Here is an 18571-nt window from a genome sequence, read left to right as displayed (position 1 = left end):
GCGGGAGACCGAGCCGGCTCACGGCGTCAAGCGCCAAGGACCCAACGGCTTCCCGCCCACCCCATCATGACAGACAATCCAGACACAGGGACCCATAACCACGAATGCAGATTGTCATGCGATGCGGGAACGACGAGTCGCGCCTACAACGTCTGCTGCGGCGTATGGGTCCCGGCCTTCGCCGGGACGACGATTGTGGATGCGGGCCGGGCCACACATGCGGTGTCGTCCTGGCGGAAGCCAGGACCCATTACCCCAGCTGCGCATTGTTGCGCGACGCTGGGGCCACGGTCCCGTTCACAATCAAACGCGGTGGTTATGGGTCCTGGCTTTCGCCAGGACGACAGCCGTGATGAAATCGAGCGGTTCGTGTGTATCCTGCATCGCGAAATGACGTCGGCGTGACGACCGCATCCATACAAGAGGCACCATGACCAGCACCATCGAGGCTCCCGACGGCGGCTACCGCTTCATGCCCGGCGTCAGTCAATATTCCTGCGGCGTCAGTGCGCTGCCCGGTTATGCCATCGAGCGCGTCAGGTTCGCCGAGCCGGTGCCGCTGAGCGCGGGTTTCGAGCGGATTGCCGATATTGTCAGCGCCGCCGGCCGTCCGCTGACCGCGTTCGGCGCCTGTGAACTGCGCTCGCCGGCGCCGTTCACCGAGGATGGGTTCAAGGCCTTCAACGAGATCTACATCGAGACGCTGGTCGCCTGGGGCGTGATGCGCGACGGCGTCAATCCGGTGGCGCGCAGCAATGTCTGTCCAAAACTCGATCCGCCCGCCGAGCCGAGCTTCCACGCCTTCTGCTACACGGTGCCGGCTGCGAAGGATGCGCCGTCGAGCTTCGTCGTTGCCGGTAGCGGCGAGTCCGTCGAGGGCAAGGCGAACTATCGCGATCACACGGTCGCGCCCGGCGATACCAGTCCGGCCGGCATCCTGGCGAAGGCCAAATTTGTCCTGGGCGAGATGGAACGCCGCATGAGCGCGTTCGGCAGCACCTGGAAGGACACCACCGCGGTGCAGCTCTACACCGTCCACGACGCCTATCCGGCGCTCGTAAGCGAGCTCGGCCGCCGCGGCGTGCTGCGCAACGGCCTGACCTGGCATTTCGATCGGCCGCCGGTGGTCGGGCTCGACTTTGAAATGGATTGCCGGCGTGTGCATCGCGAGCGTGTGGTGTGATGTATCGGTGCGTGACGCATCAAAAGCGCGTGTGGCTGCATGTGGAAGTGCGTGCCCTTTCTTGACACGGGTCGCGTCAACCGTTTCCCTTCGACATCGACGTCAGTGGCTGGGTGAACGCGGGTGCAGAACCAATCTGTGATCAGGCGGCGGGATTTGCTGGCGCTGATCGGGACTATCGCCGGCAGTTCGGCGATGTATCACACGATGACGAGCCTCGGCTTCGCATCCGAGTCCGCCTATAAGGGACCGCTCAAGCTCACGGGCGACGTGAAGGGCGCTTCGGTGCTGATCCTCGGCGCCGGACTTGCCGGCATGACGGCGGCGCTGGAGCTGCGCAAGGCCGGCTACAAGATCCAGATCCTCGAATTCAACAATCGCGCGGGCGGCCGCAACTGGTCGATCCGCGGCGGCGACAGCTTCACCGAGCTCGGCGGCTTCAAGCAGACCTGCCAGTTCGAGCAGGGGCTTTATCTCAATCCCGGCCCGTGGCGGATTCCCTATCATCATCGCGCGCTGCTCGATTACTGCCGGCGGCTCAACGTGACGCTGGAGCCCTTCATCCAGCTCAACCACAACGCCTATCTGCACGCGACGCGTGCATTCGACGGCAAGCCGCAACGCTTTCGCAGCATCAAGGCGGATTTCCAGGGCGGGGTGGCGGAGCTGCTGGCGAAGGTCAGCCGGCAGGGCAGGCTCGACGAGTTCGTCAGCAAGGAAGATCAGGAGATCCTGCTGCAGGCACTGCGCGACTGGGGCGCGCTGGATCGCGATTACAAGTATAATGCCAACCTGCGCTCCGCCGACGTCCGCGGATATGCGCGCGATCCCGGCGGCGGCTTGATGGGCGATCCGCTGCCCAGCGATCCGATCTCGCTCCAGGAGCTGCTGCGCTCGCGGATGTGGCGCTACGTCCAAAGCTTTGCGCGCTACGATTTCCAGCCCTCCATGTTTCAGCCGGTCGGCGGCATGGACATGATCGGCAAGGCGTTCGCGCGCGAGGTCGGTGATCTCATCCGCTATAACGCCAAGGTCACGCAGATCCAGCAGAACGGCTCGGGCGTCACCGTGAGCTATGTCGACACCGCCAGTCCATCCGCGGTGCAGCAGGCGACCGCCGACTGGTGCATCTGCACCATCCCGCTGCCGATCCTGAGCCAGCTGCCTCTGGACGTCAGCGGGCCGATGAAGAATGCGATCGATTCCTTGCCCTACGCCGCCTCGGTGAAGGTCGGGCTGCAGTTCAAGCGGCGGTTCTGGGAGGAGGATGAGGCGATCTACGGCGGCATCAGCTATACGGACCTGCCGATCCGAAATATCGGCTATCCGAACTATGGCTTCAACCGCGGCGGCCGCGGCGTGCTGCTCGGCGCCTATCTGTATGAGGGCGCCAATTCCTTCGAGTTCACGGCGATGACGCCGGCCGAGCGGGTCGCCAGCGCGGTCGAATTCGGCGCCAAGATCCATCCGCAGTACAAGAGCGAGTTCGAGAACGGCGTCGCGGTGGCGTGGCATCGGGTGCCGTTCACGCTCGGCTGTGCCGGCGAATGGACCGAAGCCGGGCGGGCGCAGCATTATCGCAATCTCTGCCAGATCGACGGCCGCATCGCGCTGGCGGGCGAGCACGCTTCGCAGCTGCCGGCCTGGCAGGAGGGTGCGATCCTGTCCGCGCTCGACGCCATTACCCGAATGCACGAACGCGTGGTGAAGACGTGATGAAGCAGACAGGAACATCCGTTGTCGCGGCGCTGCTGCTGCTGTCGGCGACCGCGGCGCCTGGTCAGGACAGCGGGGCGGGCAAGCGCACCTTCTCTTCGGGCTACCGTTTCGTGGAGATGACCGGCGAAGAGCTGTTCGGCAATGTCTGCCAGGGCTGCCACATGCCGGATGCGACAGGCGCGAGCGGCGCCGGCACCTATCCCTCGCTCGCCGGCAACAAGAATCTCGAATCCGGCAGCTATCCGATCTATCTCGTCATCAACGGCCGCCGCGGCATGCCGGCGTTCGGCGACATGATGACCGATGGTCAAGTGGCCGCCGTTGTGAATTATCTGCGGACGCACTTCGGCAACAACTATCAGGACGCGGTGACGACCAAGGACGTTCAAGACGCCCGCCGCTGACCACGCAACTCACGGGGAGAGTTTGATGAAATTGATCGGTATTGTGTTGGGCGCCGCGCTGTCGGCGATGGCGACCACGGCCTCCGCTGACGTGGTCAGGCATCCGATACCCAACTCGACATTCCCGATCGCGCAGGCCGTGACCGTCACCGGCAACACCACGACGGTCTATGTCAGCGGCCAGGTGCCGCCGGTCGTCAACAAGGATGCCGATCAGTCGAGCCCGCAGGCCTATGGCGACACCAAGACCCAGACCGTCGGTGTGCTCAACCGCATCAAGGCCATCCTGGAAGGCCAGGGGCTTGGCATGGGCGACGTCGTCAAAATGCAGGTGTTCCTGGTCCACAACGCGTCCGCGCCGATGGACTTCAAGGCCTTCATGGAGGGCTACACCCAGTTCTTCGGCGGCAGCCAGCCGAACCTGCCGGCGCGCTCGGTGGTCGGCGTCGCGGCACTCGCCAATCCCGGCTTCCTGGTCGAGATCGAGGTGATCGCGGCCAAGGATAAGGACTCCAAATAGCGTGCGCGAAAGCGCGGAGCATGCGCGCGGAAATTGAAGGGCTCGCAGTCTTGCCAAAGCGCGTGTCGCCTGTCTGAATTCATCTCCAATCAGGTGGTGGAATTCTGGGAGAGCACGATGTCGCACAAGGCCCGAAACATGGTTCGATCACTGCAGCTCGCGGCGGCGCTCGCTCCGGTGCTGCTTGCGTCCGGCGCCGGCGCGCAGGGACTGACCGAGCAGCAGCAATTCGCCCGCGGCATCTACCAGGAACTGGTCGAGATCAACACGACCACCGCGACCGGCGACACCCAGAAGGCGGCCGAGGCGATGGGCGCGCGGCTCCGCGCCGCCGGCTTCCCCGAAGGCGACGTGCACGTGTTCTCGCCGGCGCCGCACAAGGGCAATCTGGTGGCGCGGCTGCACGGCTCCGGCGCGCGCAAGCCGATCCTCCTGGTCGCCCATATCGACGTCGTCCCTGCGCTTCGCGAGGACTGGTCGGTCGATCCGTTCAAGCTTACCGAGCAGGACGGCTATTTCTACGGCCGCGGCTCGAGCGACGACAAATACATGGCCTCCGCCTTCATCACCAATTTGATCCGCTACAAGAAGGAGGGCTACAAGCCCGACCGCGACATCATCGTCGCCCTCGAGACCGACGAGGAGATCCTCGATGCCAACGCTCTCGGCATGCAGTGGCTGATCAAGAACCACCGCGACCTGATCGACGCCGAGTTCGCGCTCAACGAAGGAGGCGGCGTCGGCCTGAAGAACGGCAAGGCGATCCGCAACAGCGTTCAGACCAGCGAGAAGGTCTCGATCGGCTATCAGCTTACCGTCAAGGATAGCGGCGGGCACTCGTCGCTGCCGCGCAAGAACAATGCGATCTACCGCCTCGCGGACGGCCTCGTCCGGCTTTCCAAATACGACTTCCCGATGAATCTCAACGAGACGACGCGGATCTATTTCACCAAGACCGCCGAGGTCGACAAGCCGCATGCCGACGACATCAAGGCCATCCTGGCGCCGCAACCCGACCCGGCAGCGCTGGCGCGGCTGTCGGAGAATCCCGGCTACAATGCGCAGCTCCGCACCACCTGCGTCGCGACCATGCTGGAGGGCGGCCACGCCATCAACGCACTGCCGCAACTGGCAACCGCCAAGGTGAACTGCCGGATCCTGCCCGGCGAGCCGGTCGAAGGTGTTCAGGCGACGATCGAGCGCGTGCTCGACGACAAGCAGATTGCGGTGACCCCGACCGGCAAGGCCGTGCTGAGTCCGCCGTCGCCCCTGAACGAAGAGATCATGGGCTCGATCGAGAAGCTGTCGAAGGAGTTCTGGCCGGATGCCGCGATCGTGCCGGTCATGAGCACCGGTGCCACCGACGGCAGCTACCTGCGCAACGCGGGAATTCCGACCTATGGTCATTCCGGGCTCGGCGCCGATGTCGATGACAACCGGAACCATGGCAAAGACGAGCGCGTGCTCGTCAAATCGTTCTATGAGGGGCAGGAGTATCTTTATCGCCTGGTCAAGATGCTCGCTGGCGGGAAATGATGGCTGACAACAAGACAAAGCTGCGGGTAGCGGTCGCCGGCCTCGGCGCGATCGGCACTGACGTCGTCAAGGCGCTCGATCAGGGCATCGAGGGCCTGACGCTGGTTGCGGTGTCTGCGAACAGCCCGGACAAGCACCGCGGCTGGGTCGCGGAGCTCCAGTCCGCGCCGGAACTGGTGACGATCGAGCAGCTGGCCGATGTCGCCGACATCGTGGTCGAGTGCGCCCCGAGCAAGGTGGTCCGCTCGATCGTGGCGCCGGTGGTCGAGCGCGGCAAGACCGCTGTTGTGCTCAGCGTCGGCGCACTGTTGCAGAATGAGGATCTCGTCGATCTCGCCAGGGCGCATGGCGGCCAGATCATCGTGCCGACCGGTGCGCTGATCGGGCTCGACGCCGTGACCGCAGCGGCGATCGGGACCATTCATTCGGCCAAGCTGGTGACGCGGAAGCCGGTCGCGGGTCTGCTCGGCGCGCCGCATCTGGTCGAGAACAACATCAAGATCGAAGGGATCACCGAGCCGCTGCGCATCTTCGAAGGCAGCGCGCGCGATGCCGTCAAGGGCTTTCCCGCCAATCTCAACGTCGCGGTGGCGCTGTCGCTCGCCGGCATCGGCCCCGATCGTACCAGGGTCGAGATCTGGGCCGATCCGACGGTGACGCGCAACACCCATCGCATCGAGGTGGATTCCGATTCCGCGCGGTTCTCGATGATGATCGAGAACATCCCCTCGGAAAACCCCAAGACCGGCCGCATCACCGCGTTGTCGGTGATTGCCTGCCTGCGCAAGCTGCGCGCGTCGTTACGGATCGGGACGTGATGAAGATTCTGCCCGGCGATCTGCTCCTGATCATCGACGTGCAGAACGATTTCTGCCCCGGCGGCGCGCTGGCGGTTGCCGACGGCGATGCCGTCGTGCCCGTGGTCAACCAGCTCGCCGGCCGCTTCGACCATGTCGTGCTGACTCAGGATTGGCATCCGGCGGGCCACAGCTCGTTTGCGACCTCGCATCCGGGTGCTGCACCATTCTCCTCGGTCACCATGCCCTATGGGCCGCAGACGCTTTGGCCGGATCATTGCGTCCAGGGTACGGCGGGAGCGGCGTTTCATCCCGGTCTCGCCACCGACCGGGCCGAGCTCGTGATCCGCAAAGGCTTCCGGGCCGCGATCGATTCCTATTCGGCGTTCTTCGAGAACGACCGGACGACGCCGACGGGGCTCGCCGGCTATCTGCGCGAGCGTGGCCTCAAGCGCGTGGTGATGGCCGGGCTCGCGACGGATTTCTGCGTGCAATATTCGGCGCTCGACGCGCGGCGGCTAGGATTCGAGACCACGGTCGTGCTGCCGGGCTGCCGCGCCATCGACCTCGATGGTTCGCTTGCTTCCGCCACGGCGGCGATGCGCGAGGCCGGCGTGGCGCTGGTCGAGGAGGTCGCCTGAGCCTGGCCCGGCGAGGGCAAAAACCATTGTTTTGACTGGCCTTTTGTTCTAATCCCCAGCCGTTGATGATCACGCAGCGGAGCTTTCGTGTCGGGACAGGTTTTGCGGATAGGGACGCGCAAGAGCGCGATGGCGCTCGCGCAGACGGACGAGGTCGCGCGGCTGCTGCGCGCCTCGGCGGGTGACCTTGCCGTCGAGATCGTCAAGTTCGAGACCCGGGGCGATCAGGACCAGACCAGCAAGCTGCTGCGCCACGGCGGCAAGGGCGGCGCCTTCGTCGCCGAGATCCGCGAGGCCATGCGTGCCGGCACGTTGCAGGCCGCGATGCATTCGCTGAAGGACGTGCCGGGCAATGAGGAGACGCCGGGTCTCGTCCTTGCGGCGATGCTGGCGCGCGACGCCGCCAATGACAGCCTCGTGCTGCGTCCCGGCTTGTCGCTGGACACGCTGCGCGCCGCACGCGGCAAGGGCTTCATGATCGGCACCAACGCGGTGCGCCGCGCCGCCTATCTGCGGCGGCTGTTTCCGGAGGCGACCGTGATTCACTATCGCGGCGCCGCCGACACGCGCGTTGCAAAACTCGATCGTGGCGACAAGCAGCGGCTGCCCGATGGCGGCGAGGTGGGGCCGGCGGATGCGCTTGTCATGGCGCGCTCCGGCCTCGAGCGCATCGGCATGACCGCGCGCATCGCGCATGATTTCTCCGTCAACGAAATGCTGCCGGCGGTGGGCCAGGGCATCGTCGCGGTCGAATGCGTCGAGACCGATTGGGCGACGCGGGCGCGGCTAGCCGCGATCGACAACGCGCAGTCGCGGCTGGCCGCCGAGGCCGAGCGCGAGGTGCTCTGGGTGCTTAACGGCCATTGCAACTCGCCGATTGCCGGCCACGCCACGCTCGCGGGAGCCGAGATGACGCTGCGCGCCTCGGTGCTCGACGAGGCCGGCGCCGGCTTCATCGAGGTGACGCGGAGCGGGCCCGCCGATCGGCCGCGTGAGCTCGGCCGCGCCGTCGGGATGGAGTTGCTCGCGAAGGGCGCCGCCGAGATCATCGCCCGCACTCGGGTCGACGAATAGCGTCCGTTATTGCGCGCGCAACGGCCAGCTGTCGATGATCCGGAAGCGTGATGCGCTATCGGCCTGCTTGAACAACGCAATGCGGTCGATCGCGAGCCGCGTGAGGTCGATCGTCGCAAACCGCTCGCGCAGCTGCGCCACGATCGGGCCGCGCCGCTCGTCGCTCAGTCGCCCGGTCAGCGTCATGTGGAAGCGGAATTCTTCCATGACGTAAGGATAGCCCCAGCGGTCGAGATAATCGCGCTGCCGCTCCGTGAGACGTTCGGGTTTGCGCCGTGCGCGATCTTCAGGCGTCAGCGGTGCGCGGAAGGTGTCGAATTCGGTGACGCAATCGGCGGCAAGCTGCTGGAGTTCGTCGGAGCGCTTAGCCGGAATCACGGCGATGAAGCCGCTGATCGCATCGACAACAGGCTCGATCACGGGAATGCGCCGGGCCTTGCCGGCGAAGGCAGCGCAGGCAGCGAGAAGCTCGGCCTCGTTCCTGCCGTCGGCGAGCGCGGTTGGGGCCTTCAGCGTGGCGTGGAAGCCATACTTGCGGGGGTCTTCCGTCACTTCGCGCCAGTCGGGCGTGACGCCATCAGGAAACGGCAGGTCGTCACCATCAACCGCATCGTAGCCGAGCAGCGCCGAACCGAAGCGGTGCAGCGCGCTGTCGGGTGACGGTGCGTAGTAGATCGCGTAACGCGGCGTGTTGGCCATGGCAGGATACATCGAGCCGCGCTACGCCGCCGCAACCGTCTTGCGCGGTGCCAGCGAATGGACGAGGCAGCTCGCATCCGCCAGATGCACCAGACGTCCGGCCGCGATCACCGCAACGATGCGCGGCCGCAAGGGTGCCTTGTCGTCGACGACGATGATGTCGGCACGGCGGCCTGCGGCGAGCACGCCGCGATCGGCGAGCCCGGCCGCGCGCGCCGGCGCCGAGGAGATCAGGTCCCAGGCTTTGGCAAGCGGCAGGATGCCGTCGGCGGCGAGGCGGAACGCCGCGAGCAGCTGCGCCGGATAATAGTAGTCCGATGCCAGCACCGAGCAGAGGCCCTGTGCGATCATGTCGGATGCCTTGGTCCAGCCGGTGTGGCTGCCGCCGCGCACCACGTTGGGCGCGCCGAACACGATGAAGTCACCCGCGGCCGCGGCATCCCGCGCGGTCTCCACATTGACCGGGAATTCGGCGATCGTGGCGCCCAACGCGCGGAACTCCTGGCGCATTGCCGGGCTGTTGTCGTCATGCGAGAGCATGCGGATATCAGCCGCGCGTGCGGCCGCGGCCAGCCGCGCGATCGAGGCTGGCACCTCAGGACGACGCGACACGATCCGGTCGAGCATCTCGTTGACGGCCTCGAGCGAAAGCCCCGTGCGCTCAGCCAGCTGGTTGCGCTTCGTCGGCTTGATGTTGCTGTGGTCGTTGAAGGCGAACAGGTCGATGCGGCCTTCGGTGAGCCATTGGATGATCTCGGCCTCGGCTTCGAGATTGTGGGTCTCGTGGCGCAGATGGAAGCGCGTATCGGCGGCGAGCTGCGGCCGCAGCGCCTCGATCGCATCGAGCAGCTTGCGCGCATTTTCCGCACTGCGCAGACCGGGCTCCCACGACCAGGTCGTGCCGTGGAACACGGTGGTGATGCCGTTGGCGATCGCCTGCCGGTCGCTGTCGATCAGCGCCACGTCGGTCGGAAAGTCGACGCCCGGGCGCGGCATCATCTGCCGCTCGAACGCATCGCCGTGCAGATCGATGATGCCGGGCAGCACCAGGAGGCCCGTCGCATCGATATGAAGCGCGGCGCGGCCCTGCTCGGCGTCCAGCGCGCCGATGTCGCGGCCTGAGGTCCGCAGCGAGGTCTCGACCAAGGCACCATCAACCAGCGTGCGTTCGCCCTCGATGAAAATGTCCGTCACGATGCGGCGCTCCGTTGTTTGGTTTGTGATTGGGATACGGCCTCGGCCTCGTACTTGTCGAGGAATTCCTCAACCGCAAGCTTGCGAAAGTCGGGCAAGACACGGCGAAGTGTTTCGTGATCCCAGTCCCACCACGCGAGTGCTGTGAGTCGATCAGCTGTTGTCTCGGAGAAGCGCCGCTTCACCGGGCGCGCCGGATTACCGGCAACGATGGTGTAGGCGGGGACATCCTTGGTCACGATCGCGCCGGCGGCGACGACTGCGCCGGTTCCGATATTCCGTCCAGCGAGCACGATCGCGCCGTGACCGATCCAGACGTCATGGCCGATATGCGCGTGATGCGCACGTCGCCAGTTGAAGAACTCGGTGTCGTCGCTCTCTCCGGGAAAATAAGCGCTGGCGCGGTAGGTGAAATGCGCCTGGGTCGCGCGATGCATCGGGTGGTTGCCGGGATTGATCCGCGTCATCGCCGCGATCGAGCAGAACTTGCCGATCGAGCTGTAGGTGATCTGGCTGTCGTTCACGACGTAGGAATAGTCGTCCATGCTGACTTCAAGCAGGATCGTGCGCGCGCCGACCTCGGTATATTTGCCGAGCTTGCTCTCGCGCACCGACGCAGTCGGGTCGACGGTCGGCACAACCGAGAGTGTTTTTCCGGCCATCAGGGCCTCCGCAAATCTTTAGCTTCCGGGGATGCGCGCTCGTCTTCGGGATGCTTGATGACAACATCATGACGTTGCGATGACGGCAAGAGACGACGAGGACGGGGTGTGGACGATCGCCGCACCGCAGCGCGGTCGTCACATAACTGTAAAACGCCGGGGATAGCGATGGCCCAACGCGGCGCGGTTGGAGCATTACATGCTGGTGGTGGAAGGTTTGACGTGCCGGTTCGGCACAAAAGCCGCAGTCGACAACGCATCCTTTTCGATCGCGCCGGGCAGCTTCGTCGGCGTGATCGGCCGCTCCGGTGCCGGCAAGTCGACCTTGCTGCGGATGATCAACCGCCTCGCCGATCCGACCTCCGGCCGTATCCTGTTCGAAGGCACCGACGTGACCGCGCTGCGCGGCAAGGCGCTGCGGCAGTGGCGGGCGCGCTCGGCGATGATTTTTCAGCAGTTCAATCTGGTCGGCCGGCTCGACGTCTTGACCAACGTGTTGATGGGCCGGCTCGCCCAGATTCCGTCCTGGCGCTCGCTGGCGCAGGTCTGGCCGGAGCAGGACAGGGCGCTCGCGCTGTCCGCGCTCGAGCAATTCGACATCGCCCAGCTCGCGGCCCAGCGCGCCGACCAGCTCTCCGGCGGTCAGCAGCAGCGTGTCGCGATCGCCCGCGCGCTGGTGCAGGAGCCCGACATCATTCTCGCCGACGAGCCGATCGCCTCGCTCGATCCGCGCAACACCAAGATCGTGATGGATGCGCTGCTGCGCATCAACAAGCATTTCGGCATCACCGTGCTCTGCAATTTGCACTCGCTCGACCTCGCACGCACCTATTGCGACCGTTTGGTCGGTATGGCGGCAGGTCGCGTGGTGTTCGACGGCGCGCCTGCGGCGCTGACCGACCATATCGCCCGCGAGCTCTACGACCTCGAGGCCAATGACGTCATCGGCGCGGCGCCGCTGCCTGCGCCCGACGGCGCAACTGCTCCGGCGCTCGGCACCGCTGCCGCGGCCTGAGCGTCGCATTACCGAAAATCTGGGCAACCGGGCATTTCGCCCGGCCAACAGGCGCAACTACCAAAGAGGGGTAACATGATCACTCGTCGTATCATTCTGGCCGGCGCAGCCGCGCTGGCATTCGCTGGGTCGGCTTCGGCCGAGGACTGGAAGGCCAAGTATCCGGAGATCACCTTCGCCGTGATCCCCGCCGAAAACGGCTCCGGCGTCACCGAGCGCTACGGCCCGCTCACCGAGTATCTGTCGAAGGAGCTCGGCATCAAGGTGAACCTGCGCGTCGCCAACGACTACGCGGCCGTCATCGAGGGCCAGCGCGCCGGCAACATCCACATCGGCTATTACGGTCCGGCATCGTTCGCCCGCGCCCGTCTCACCGGCGTCAAGACCGATGCATTCGTGATCGACGTCAATGCCGATGGTTCGAAGGGCTATTATTCGGTGTTCTACGTGCTCGCCAAGAGCCCGTACCAGAAGGTCGAAGATCTCAAGGGCAAGAACCTCGGCCTGGTCGATCCGAACTCGACCTCGGGCAACAACATGCCGCGTTTCAAGTTGAACGCGATGGGCATCGATCCGGACGCCTATTTCTCCAAGGTCGTGTTCACCGGCAGCCACGAGAACGCCGTGCTGGCGCTGGCGCAGGGCACCGTCGACGTCGCCGCCAACTGGTGGAATGCCGACGACGATTCCAACCTGACCCGCATGCTCGCCAAGAACATGGTGAAGTCGAGCGACGGCACGCCGCTGAAGAAGGAAGACTTCCGCATCATCGTGAAGTCCGACCTGATCATCAACTCGCCCTACGCCTATCTCGAGAGCCTTCCCGACGACATGAAGGCGAAGATCAAGCAGGCCTTCCTCGACATGCCGAAGAAGGATCCGGAAGCCTTCAAGAAGCTCTCCGATGGCAAGAACCAGCCGTGGCAGCCGGTTACCAACGCCGACTACGACAAGACCATCGAGCTGATCAAGTTCGTCGACGCCCTGCGCAAGAAGGCGTCCTGATCGGGCGTCGCCGCTGAATTGGGCCGGGTTGAAGAAACCCGGCCCTTTTCGTTCATTCCTCGAGCAGACTGGCCCGCATCGATGGCGACCGCCATTTCCATCCTTCCAGCGCAGCAACTGGCGACGCTGAACGATGCCTATCGCAAGGCGGTCGCGCGCAAGCGGCTGAAGGCGACGGTCGCGGCGGCGGTGTTCTGTGCGGCGCTGTTCGTCGCGGCGCTCGGCGCCGATGTGAACCTGCACACGTTCTTCACCTATTTCGGCAACTTCCTCAGCTATTTCGACCGCATCCTGACGCTGGATTCCGGTGCGCGGGTCTGGACCGATCCGCTGGAATGGTTCTGGGGCCTGAAGAAGTGGCTGCGCCTGCTGGGCGAGACCCTGCTGATCAGCTATGTCGGCACCCTGACCGGCGCGGTGTTCGCGTTTGCGCTGAATTTCTTCGCCGCCCAGAACACCTCGCCGGGTCCGTGGGTGCGCTTCATCGTCCGCCGCCTGCTGGAATTCGCCCGCACCGTGCCCGGCATCGTGTTCGCGCTGATCTTCGTGATCGCGTTCGGCCTCGGCCCGATGGCCGGCGTGCTGGCAATCGCGATCCACACCACCGGGGCGCTCGGCAAGCTGTTCGCCGAGATCGTCGAGAATGCCGACATGAAGCCGGTTGAAGGCATCCGTTCCACCGGCGCAAGTTGGCTGTCCTGCATGCGCTTTGCCATCCTGCCGCAGGTCTCGGCGGGCTACGCCAGCTACGCGTTGCTGCGCTTCGAGATCAACGTCCGCGAGGCGTCGGTGATGGGCTTCGTCGGCGCCGGCGGCATCGGGCAGGAGCTCGTGGTCGCGATCCGCAAGTTCTACTATTCCGACGTCAGCGCGATCCTCGTCACCATCATCGTCACCGTCTTCATCATCGACATCTCGACCGGCTGGCTGCGCGGCCGGCTGTTCGGCAAGGAGACCCGTCGATGAGCCAGATGCCGCGACCGGACACTGCGGAGCTGCGGGCCAAGTACCCGGGCGTGTTCGAACGTCCCGCGTCGGCACGGCTGGCGATGCCGGCCATGATCGTGGGGGCGCTCGCGATCTTCGTCTACGGCCTGGTCGATCTCGACTTCTCGCCGACCAAGCTGATCACGGGGATGAGCCAGCTCGGCTGGATCACCATGATGATGATCCCGCCGAACCCCGGCTCGTCGTTCCCGCTCTATATGCAGGCGCTCGGCGAGACGCTGTCGATCGCGCTGCTCGGCACCACGCTTGCGGCGCTGCTGGCGCTGCCGGTCAGCCTGCTGGCGGCGCGCAACGTCATCCCGTCGAACCTGATCCGCTTTCCGGTGCGCCGCTTCCTGGATTCGATCCGCGGCGTCGACACGCTGATCTGGGCGCTGGTCTGGATCAACGTCGTCGGCCTCGGCCCGTTCGCCGGCGTGCTGGCGATCATGGTGTCCGACTTCGGCGCGTTCGGAAAGCTGTTCTCCGAGGCGATCGAGGCGGCGGACCGCAAGCAGGTCGAGGGCATCCGCGCCTCCGGCGGCAACGCGCTGCATGAAATCCGCTTCGGCCTGCTGCCACAGGTGCTGCCCGTGATCGCCGGGCAGGTGCTCTATTTCATCGAGTCGAACACGCGCTCGGCCACCATCATCGGCATCGTCGGCGCCGGCGGCATCGGCCTGCAACTCGCCGAGCAGATCCGCGTGCTGGAATGGCAGAAGGTGTCGTTCCTGATCCTGATGATCCTGATCGCAGTCGCCGCGATTGACTTCATCTCCAGCAAGCTGCGCTTTGCCATCATCGGCCAGCGCGCCGTGGTCTAGCCTACGCGACTTGCGGGCCCCCGCGATTCTTGTTCCGCACTATGCGCCGTGGCCGAGAAGATGCGCGGCGGAGCGCCAGGCGTGATGCGCGAGCGCGTCAAGGCGCCGTACTGCATCGACGCGGGCGATTGCGTCGTCCGCGACCGCCGTGCCACTCGCCACTGAGGCGAGCGTAGCCTTACGGTGCTCTCTCCGCACTTCGCCGAGCGCTTTCGCGCAGTGTTCCAGATGCGCAAGGGCCTGCTCGGTCAATGTCCCGGCTGAGGCGAGTTCCTTCTCTGGGGTGAGCGACCGCGTCGGCGCAGTTCTCAGCTTGATTTCCGCGGCGTTATCGGAAGCGTCGGGCACGACGGCGACTTCGGCAGCGAGCGATGCCGCGCTACGCATGGCCTCCACGCAGATTTCCACCGCGTGCATGTCCTGGGAGCCGCGGGGCGGCATACCGAGTTCGATTTCCTCGCCGAAGATTTCGGCGAGGCGAGACGCGTGGTCGAGGGCATGCAGTGTGCTGGTGAGCCGCCGTCGCTCATCCTGCGATTCAGGCGGTCCACTTACCTCTGACATGAACTCCCGTGCCTGGCGCAGGGCAGAGGCAGCTTCCGCCGCTGGCACTGTGTTCTGTCCCGCCGGGACGGAGGCGTCTTGATTCGCTGCTGACAGTGCTGTCGCCAATGATCCGCACATCGCTTCAAGCGCGCGCGCGACTGTGCGTCGCCCTGCCTCAATGGTTGCGACCGGGGTCGCGAGCGCTGCTGGATCCAGGCACCTGGTCAGCGGTGAGCCTCGTTCGGGCAGGATGCGCTCGACGAACCGGGTAAAGCCATTGATCACAGGCAGCAGCACCAGGACGCCGATGACGTTGTAGGCGGTGTGATAGGCTGCAAGGAGCGTGACGCCACCAATGCTGTCCGAGGCGCCGACCAGAAGGGGAATAGTCACGGGGAAGAGCACCAGCGCAATAGCCGCCGCAATCAGCTTGAACAAGATGTACGCCAAGGCCAATCGCTTGGCGGTGCTGCTCGCACCGATTGCCGCCATGGCAGAACTGGTCGCCGTTCCTATGTTCTGCCCAATGATCAGTGCGCATGCCTGGTCCAGGCCGATGGCTCCCGCATAGTGTGCCGAGAGTGTCACCGCGATAGCCGCGGTCGATGATTGCATCACGGCGGTCATCACCAGTCCGACGACCGCCAGCGCCAGCACCCCGTACAAGCTCGCCCACCAGGTGGTGCCGAGAACGGCCGGCAAGTCCGCCGGGTGCAACTGTTCGGCTAGTCCTCCCATGCCCTGCTGCAAGGTCGTGAGCGCGAACAACACCAGCGCGAACCCCGCAAGGGCTGCTCCCGCGGCGGATACACGGCCACCGCCCAATAGTTTGATCAGCGCGCCGACGAAAATCATCGGGAGCGCCGCAGCCGTGAGGGAGACGCGAACGCCGATCAGCGCAACGAGCCAGCCGGTTCCCGTGGTTCCGACATTGGCGCCGAACACGAGGGCCAGCCCTTGCGGAAAGGTCAGCACGCCCGCGCTTACCAGACCGATGGTGGTCATGGTCGTCGCGCTGGACGATTGCACGATCAAGGTCACGATGGCGCCCCACAGCGCACCGGACAGCGGGGTCGCCGCTGCCTTGCTTAGGACCGTCCGCAACTTTGATCCGGCGAGTCCCTTGAGGCCGGCGGTCATGACGCTCATGCCAAGCAGGAACAGACCAACTCCACCGAGGATCGAAATCACCGTCGACATCGTGCTCTCTTCGCGGTGCACCGACAATTGGACCAATCAAGCTAAAGCAGCGGCGCCTTGAAGTCAGCACGGGATGAGGGTTTGTCATCCGGCGGATCAAGCGACGGCTTTTGGTCGCGCGGCTCGAACTCAGAACGGCGCGGCAGACAGGCTTCCCGCGACTCCTTGTTCGAGACACATGCGACAATGTCGCTTACTCAATTGCACCGAGCGCTAAAAACATCTCGGGATTGTGAAGCTGCGTGCATGATTGGGCGGCAAGAGGCTTTCGGGTCTGTGCTAAGTTTCGGCGGTGCATCACGCGCGGAATTGGGGCAGCACTTCGAGCCATCAGGGAGTGTTCAATGTCAGATCTCGTTGCGATCGTGTACCCATCCGAAGTCAAAGCAGAGGAAGTTCGGCAAAAAATACTTAAGCTTCAAGGCGAGTATCTGATCACGATCAGCGATGCCGTGATCGCAGTCAAAACCGGGGACTCCGTAAAGCTCAATCAACTTGTGAACACCACCATGACCGGCGCCGCCAGTGGCAGCTTCTGGGGGCTGCTCTTGGGGATGGTCTTCCTGAATCCTCTTCTCGGCGTGGCTCTCGGAGCCGGCGCAGGCGCTTTGAGCGGTGCGCTGACCGATTTCGGGATCAGAGACCAGTTCATGAAGGATCTCGCGTCGAAGGTGAAATCGGGAGATGCCGTTCTGTTCCTGCTGATCAAGTCTATGACCTCGGACAAGGTTCTCAATGCGATCAAGGATGCGGGAGGGATCGTCCTGACGACCTCGCTCGATGAAAAGAAGGAGCAGCACCTTCGCGACACGCTCGCAGCCGCAACTCAAGCTAAGGCTGCCTAGCGAGTGAGGCAAAGCCTGGCGCCAGCGTCAAAGCATCGCCGGGAACGGTAGTCGCTGCGCTGTCACGGCAGTCGCTGTGGCAGCCGAATACGCTACAGCTTTGCGTAGGGATCAGCCCAACGGCATCGATCCCTGGGCGGGATCGCCCGTGAAGGAGGCCGGCTGCAGCCATGCGGCTCCGCGGCCGCTCAGCCGGTTGCCTTCCGCGCCGTGAAAAGCCGGGAGAAAATCATGCGAAGATTGCTTCTATGGGGGCTCGCACTTGGAATTGCTTCGGTGGCGATTACGGCGACCAGCGGTCGTACGCAAGCCGGCTTTATTGCGCCGCTGGGCCTGCGTCAGGCCGCCGACGAGCTTCGTCTCGCGGAAACCGTCCAATTCACCTGGAGGGGCCAGCGCTACTGTTGGTACAGCAGGGGATGGCGCGGTGGCGGCTGGTATCGGTGTGGTTTTGGTTCAAGGCGCGGCATGGGCTGGGGTGGTCCGGCCGGATGGCACGGATGGCGACGGCCGGGCCACGGCCCGATCACTCGGCCTCCGAGACCTGGTCGGCCAGGAATCGAGCGTCCGCGGCCACTCCCGCAACCGCTCCCTGGCAGGAGCTGACGGCTTCCTTGTCTGTCGTTCGCCGACGGCGACGTGGCCGCACGCCAGTCGGAGCCCGCGATGTCCTTGAAGGAGCCGCAAACACGCGCGGGCCAAGCGCGCGATGTCGTTCTGGTCGATCTCGCGCTGCAGGGTGGTGGATCGCACGGCGCTTTTACCTGGGGAGTGCTCGATCGGCTCATGGATGAGCCGTGGCTGCGTATCGAGGCGATATCAGGCACGTCGGCCGGCGCGATGAACGCCGTCGTGCTGGCGGGCGGTTTTATGACCAATGGCCCGGCCGGTGCCAAGTCTGCATTGGAGGCCTTCTGGCGGCGGGTCGCTGACTCAGCGCGGTTCAGTCCCATTCGGCGAAGCCCGCTGGACGTCATCCTCGGTCGCTGGACCCTTGATACGTCGCCCTTCTATCTCGCCTTCGATCTGGCGAGCCGCGTGTTTTCGCCCTACGACCTGAATCTTGCCGGTACAAACCCTTTGCACCAGGTCCTCGCCGAGTCGGTCGATTTTCGACAGATCGCGAACTCCCCGATCCGGTTGTTCGTGACGGCGACCAACGTTCATACCGGCCGCGGGCGCGTGTTTCGCAACGCCGAGCTTACACCCGACGTTCTGCTCGCTTCCGCCTGCTTGCCGACTCTGTTCCGCGCAATAGAGATTGATGGCGAGCCCTATTGGGATGGCGGCTACTCCGGGAACCCGACGATCACGCCGCTCGTACGCGAGTGCAACTCGCATGACACGCTTCTCGTCGCGGTCAATCCGGTCGAGCGACCCGGGACACCGCGCTCTGCGCGCGAGATCCTCGATCGGTTGAACGAGGTTGCATTCAACGCCACGCTGCTCAAGGAGTTGCGCATGATCGCGCTGCTGCGGCAGGTCGCGGACGCCGGCAGCTCCGAGGGACGCAAATGGGCTGAGATGCGCATTCATCTGATCGCGAGCAAGGTGCTGGCCGAGCTCGGCGTGTCGTCAAAGCTGAATGCCGAGTGGGATTTTCTCTGCATGCTGCGCGACGAGGGCCGCCGTGCCGCGGAGGCATTCCTCGCCGCGAACGACCGGAACATCGGCCGGCGCTCCTCGATGGATTTGGATTTGCTCTTGCAGCAGGTTTGAC

General features: G+C 64.8%; 18 protein-coding genes. 14 read left to right on the top strand and 4 right to left on the bottom strand.

All coding sequences use genetic code 11. The features are described from left to right. The first annotated feature begins 430 nt into the window (after nt 1-430). The 8 genes from cnbZ to hemC all read left to right on the top strand — a co-directional run bounded on the left by cnbZ (nt 431) and on the right by hemC (nt 7874). A complete protein-coding gene (gene cnbZ / locus FBZ93_RS07870; RefSeq protein WP_146985340.1) occupies nt 431-1183 on the top strand; it encodes a 2-amino-5-chloromuconate deaminase CnbZ in 753 nt (250 codons plus the stop codon). 123 nt (nt 1184-1306) lie between these two features. Next, a complete protein-coding gene (locus FBZ93_RS07865) occupies nt 1307-2899 on the top strand; it encodes a flavin monoamine oxidase family protein (protein WP_146985339.1) in 1593 nt (530 codons plus the stop codon). Continuing rightward, the gene (locus tag FBZ93_RS07860) at nt 2899-3306 is read left to right on the top strand and encodes a c-type cytochrome (RefSeq protein ID WP_246667391.1); all 408 of its coding nucleotides are present in this window, start codon (nt 2899-2901) and stop codon (nt 3304-3306) included. The genes FBZ93_RS07865 and FBZ93_RS07860 overlap by 1 nt, the downstream gene beginning before the upstream one ends. Nucleotides 3307-3331: 25 nt before the next feature. After that, nucleotides 3332-3826 carry a Rid family hydrolase gene (locus tag FBZ93_RS07855; RefSeq protein WP_146985338.1) on the top strand — a complete coding sequence of 165 codons (495 nt, stop codon included), beginning with the start codon at nt 3332-3334 and terminating at the stop codon, nt 3824-3826. A gap of 117 nt (nt 3827-3943) precedes the next feature. Next, nucleotides 3944-5362 carry a M20/M25/M40 family metallo-hydrolase gene (locus tag FBZ93_RS07850; RefSeq protein ID WP_146985337.1) on the top strand — a complete coding sequence of 473 codons (1419 nt, stop codon included), beginning with the start codon at nt 3944-3946 and terminating at the stop codon, nt 5360-5362. After that, on the top strand, nt 5362-6180 hold the full coding sequence (locus FBZ93_RS07845; RefSeq protein ID WP_146985336.1) for an aspartate dehydrogenase: 819 nt from the start codon (nt 5362-5364) through the stop codon (nt 6178-6180). Before FBZ93_RS07850 ends, FBZ93_RS07845 begins: the two co-directional genes overlap by 1 nt. Beyond that, the gene (gene pncA, locus FBZ93_RS07840) at nt 6180-6800 is read left to right on the top strand and encodes a bifunctional nicotinamidase/pyrazinamidase (RefSeq protein ID WP_146985390.1); all 621 of its coding nucleotides are present in this window, start codon (nt 6180-6182) and stop codon (nt 6798-6800) included. Before FBZ93_RS07845 ends, pncA begins: the two co-directional genes overlap by 1 nt. 102 nt (nt 6801-6902) lie before the next feature. Then, complete coding sequence (gene hemC / locus FBZ93_RS07835; RefSeq protein ID WP_146985389.1) at nt 6903-7874, top strand: hydroxymethylbilane synthase; 972 nt, start codon at nt 6903-6905, stop codon at nt 7872-7874. A 6-nt stretch (nt 7875-7880) separates the two neighbouring features. Here the strand turns inward: hemC and FBZ93_RS07830 are convergent, their stop codons facing one another. The 3 genes from FBZ93_RS07830 to FBZ93_RS07820 are packed head-to-tail and all read right to left on the bottom strand — an operon-like array spanning nt 7881 to nt 10429. Further along, complete coding sequence (locus tag FBZ93_RS07830) at nt 7881-8573, bottom strand: DUF1045 domain-containing protein (protein ID WP_146985335.1); 693 nt, start codon at nt 8571-8573, stop codon at nt 7881-7883. Between the two features lie 21 nt (nt 8574-8594). After that, on the bottom strand, nt 8595-9767 hold the full coding sequence (locus FBZ93_RS07825; protein ID WP_246667390.1) for an alpha-D-ribose 1-methylphosphonate 5-triphosphate diphosphatase: 1173 nt from the start codon (nt 9765-9767) through the stop codon (nt 8595-8597). Beyond that, complete coding sequence (locus FBZ93_RS07820) at nt 9764-10429, bottom strand: chloramphenicol acetyltransferase (protein ID WP_146985333.1); 666 nt, start codon at nt 10427-10429, stop codon at nt 9764-9766. The genes FBZ93_RS07825 and FBZ93_RS07820 overlap by 4 nt, the downstream gene beginning before the upstream one ends. Before the next feature lie 199 nt (nt 10430-10628). On the opposite strand from FBZ93_RS07820, the gene phnC reads away from it, so the two are divergent. From phnC to phnE (FBZ93_RS07800), 4 genes are all read left to right on the top strand, one after another. Continuing rightward, a complete protein-coding gene (gene phnC, locus FBZ93_RS07815; RefSeq protein WP_050423113.1) occupies nt 10629-11444 on the top strand; it encodes a phosphonate ABC transporter ATP-binding protein in 816 nt (271 codons plus the stop codon). Between the two features lie 75 nt (nt 11445-11519). Continuing rightward, a complete protein-coding gene (gene phnD / locus FBZ93_RS07810; protein WP_146985332.1) occupies nt 11520-12449 on the top strand; it encodes a phosphonate ABC transporter substrate-binding protein in 930 nt (309 codons plus the stop codon). Nucleotides 12450-12530: 81 nt separating this feature from the next. Continuing rightward, a complete protein-coding gene (gene phnE, locus FBZ93_RS07805) occupies nt 12531-13415 on the top strand; it encodes a phosphonate ABC transporter, permease protein PhnE (protein ID WP_146985331.1) in 885 nt (294 codons plus the stop codon). Continuing rightward, nucleotides 13412-14260, top strand: a complete 849-nt coding sequence (gene phnE / locus FBZ93_RS07800; RefSeq protein ID WP_167528956.1) for a phosphonate ABC transporter, permease protein PhnE — start codon at nt 13412-13414, stop codon at nt 14258-14260. The genes phnE (FBZ93_RS07805) and phnE (FBZ93_RS07800) overlap by 4 nt, the downstream gene beginning before the upstream one ends. Before the next feature lie 39 nt (nt 14261-14299). Here the strand turns inward: phnE (FBZ93_RS07800) and FBZ93_RS07795 are convergent, their stop codons facing one another. Further along, on the bottom strand, nt 14300-16006 hold the full coding sequence (locus tag FBZ93_RS07795; protein ID WP_146985330.1) for a Na/Pi cotransporter family protein: 1707 nt from the start codon (nt 16004-16006) through the stop codon (nt 14300-14302). 344 nt (nt 16007-16350) lie between these two features. Between FBZ93_RS07795 and FBZ93_RS07790 the strand changes: the two genes are divergently transcribed. Then, a complete protein-coding gene (locus FBZ93_RS07790) occupies nt 16351-16851 on the top strand; it encodes a DUF1269 domain-containing protein (protein WP_146985329.1) in 501 nt (166 codons plus the stop codon). A 666-nt stretch (nt 16852-17517) separates the two neighbouring features. After that, nucleotides 17518-18570, top strand: coding sequence for a patatin-like phospholipase family protein (locus tag FBZ93_RS07785; protein ID WP_167528955.1), 1053 nt, complete (start codon nt 17518-17520; stop codon nt 18568-18570). Nucleotide 18571 lies beyond the last annotated feature (1 nt).

Source organism: Bradyrhizobium macuxiense (assembly GCF_007993935.1).
Lineage (GTDB): Bacteria > Pseudomonadota > Alphaproteobacteria > Rhizobiales > Xanthobacteraceae > Bradyrhizobium > Bradyrhizobium macuxiense_A.
Note: the sequence above shows the minus strand (reverse complement) of the source record. Positions and strands in the feature narration are given on the sequence as shown.

What these genes read in the sequence shown, in the direction of transcription:
- cnbZ (WP_146985340.1), top strand. Translation starts at nt 431, where the DNA reads ATGACCAGCACCATCGAGGCTCCCGACGGCGGCTACCGCTTCATGCCC.
- FBZ93_RS07860 (WP_246667391.1), top strand. Translation starts at nt 2,899, where the DNA reads ATGAAGCAGACAGGAACATCCGTTGTCGCGGCGCTGCTGCTGCTGTCG.
- FBZ93_RS07855 (WP_146985338.1), top strand. Translation starts at nt 3,332, where the DNA reads ATGAAATTGATCGGTATTGTGTTGGGCGCCGCGCTGTCGGCGATGGCG.
- FBZ93_RS07850 (WP_146985337.1), top strand. Translation starts at nt 3,944, where the DNA reads ATGTCGCACAAGGCCCGAAACATGGTTCGATCACTGCAGCTCGCGGCG.
- FBZ93_RS07845 (WP_146985336.1), top strand. Translation starts at nt 5,362, where the DNA reads ATGGCTGACAACAAGACAAAGCTGCGGGTAGCGGTCGCCGGCCTCGGC.
- pncA (WP_146985390.1), top strand. Translation starts at nt 6,180, where the DNA reads ATGAAGATTCTGCCCGGCGATCTGCTCCTGATCATCGACGTGCAGAAC.
- FBZ93_RS07830 (WP_146985335.1), bottom strand. Translation starts at nt 8,573, where the DNA reads ATGGCCAACACGCCGCGTTACGCGATCTACTACGCACCGTCACCCGAC.
- FBZ93_RS07820 (WP_146985333.1), bottom strand. Translation starts at nt 10,429, where the DNA reads ATGGCCGGAAAAACACTCTCGGTTGTGCCGACCGTCGACCCGACTGCG.
- phnC (WP_050423113.1), top strand. Translation starts at nt 10,629, where the DNA reads ATGCTGGTGGTGGAAGGTTTGACGTGCCGGTTCGGCACAAAAGCCGCA.
- phnD (WP_146985332.1), top strand. Translation starts at nt 11,520, where the DNA reads ATGATCACTCGTCGTATCATTCTGGCCGGCGCAGCCGCGCTGGCATTC.
- phnE (WP_146985331.1), top strand. Translation starts at nt 12,531, where the DNA reads ATGGCGACCGCCATTTCCATCCTTCCAGCGCAGCAACTGGCGACGCTG.
- phnE (WP_167528956.1), top strand. Translation starts at nt 13,412, where the DNA reads ATGAGCCAGATGCCGCGACCGGACACTGCGGAGCTGCGGGCCAAGTAC.
- FBZ93_RS07795 (WP_146985330.1), bottom strand. Translation starts at nt 16,006, where the DNA reads ATGTCGACGGTGATTTCGATCCTCGGTGGAGTTGGTCTGTTCCTGCTT.
- FBZ93_RS07790 (WP_146985329.1), top strand. Translation starts at nt 16,351, where the DNA reads ATGTCAGATCTCGTTGCGATCGTGTACCCATCCGAAGTCAAAGCAGAG.
- FBZ93_RS07785 (WP_167528955.1), top strand. Translation starts at nt 17,518, where the DNA reads ATGTCCTTGAAGGAGCCGCAAACACGCGCGGGCCAAGCGCGCGATGTC.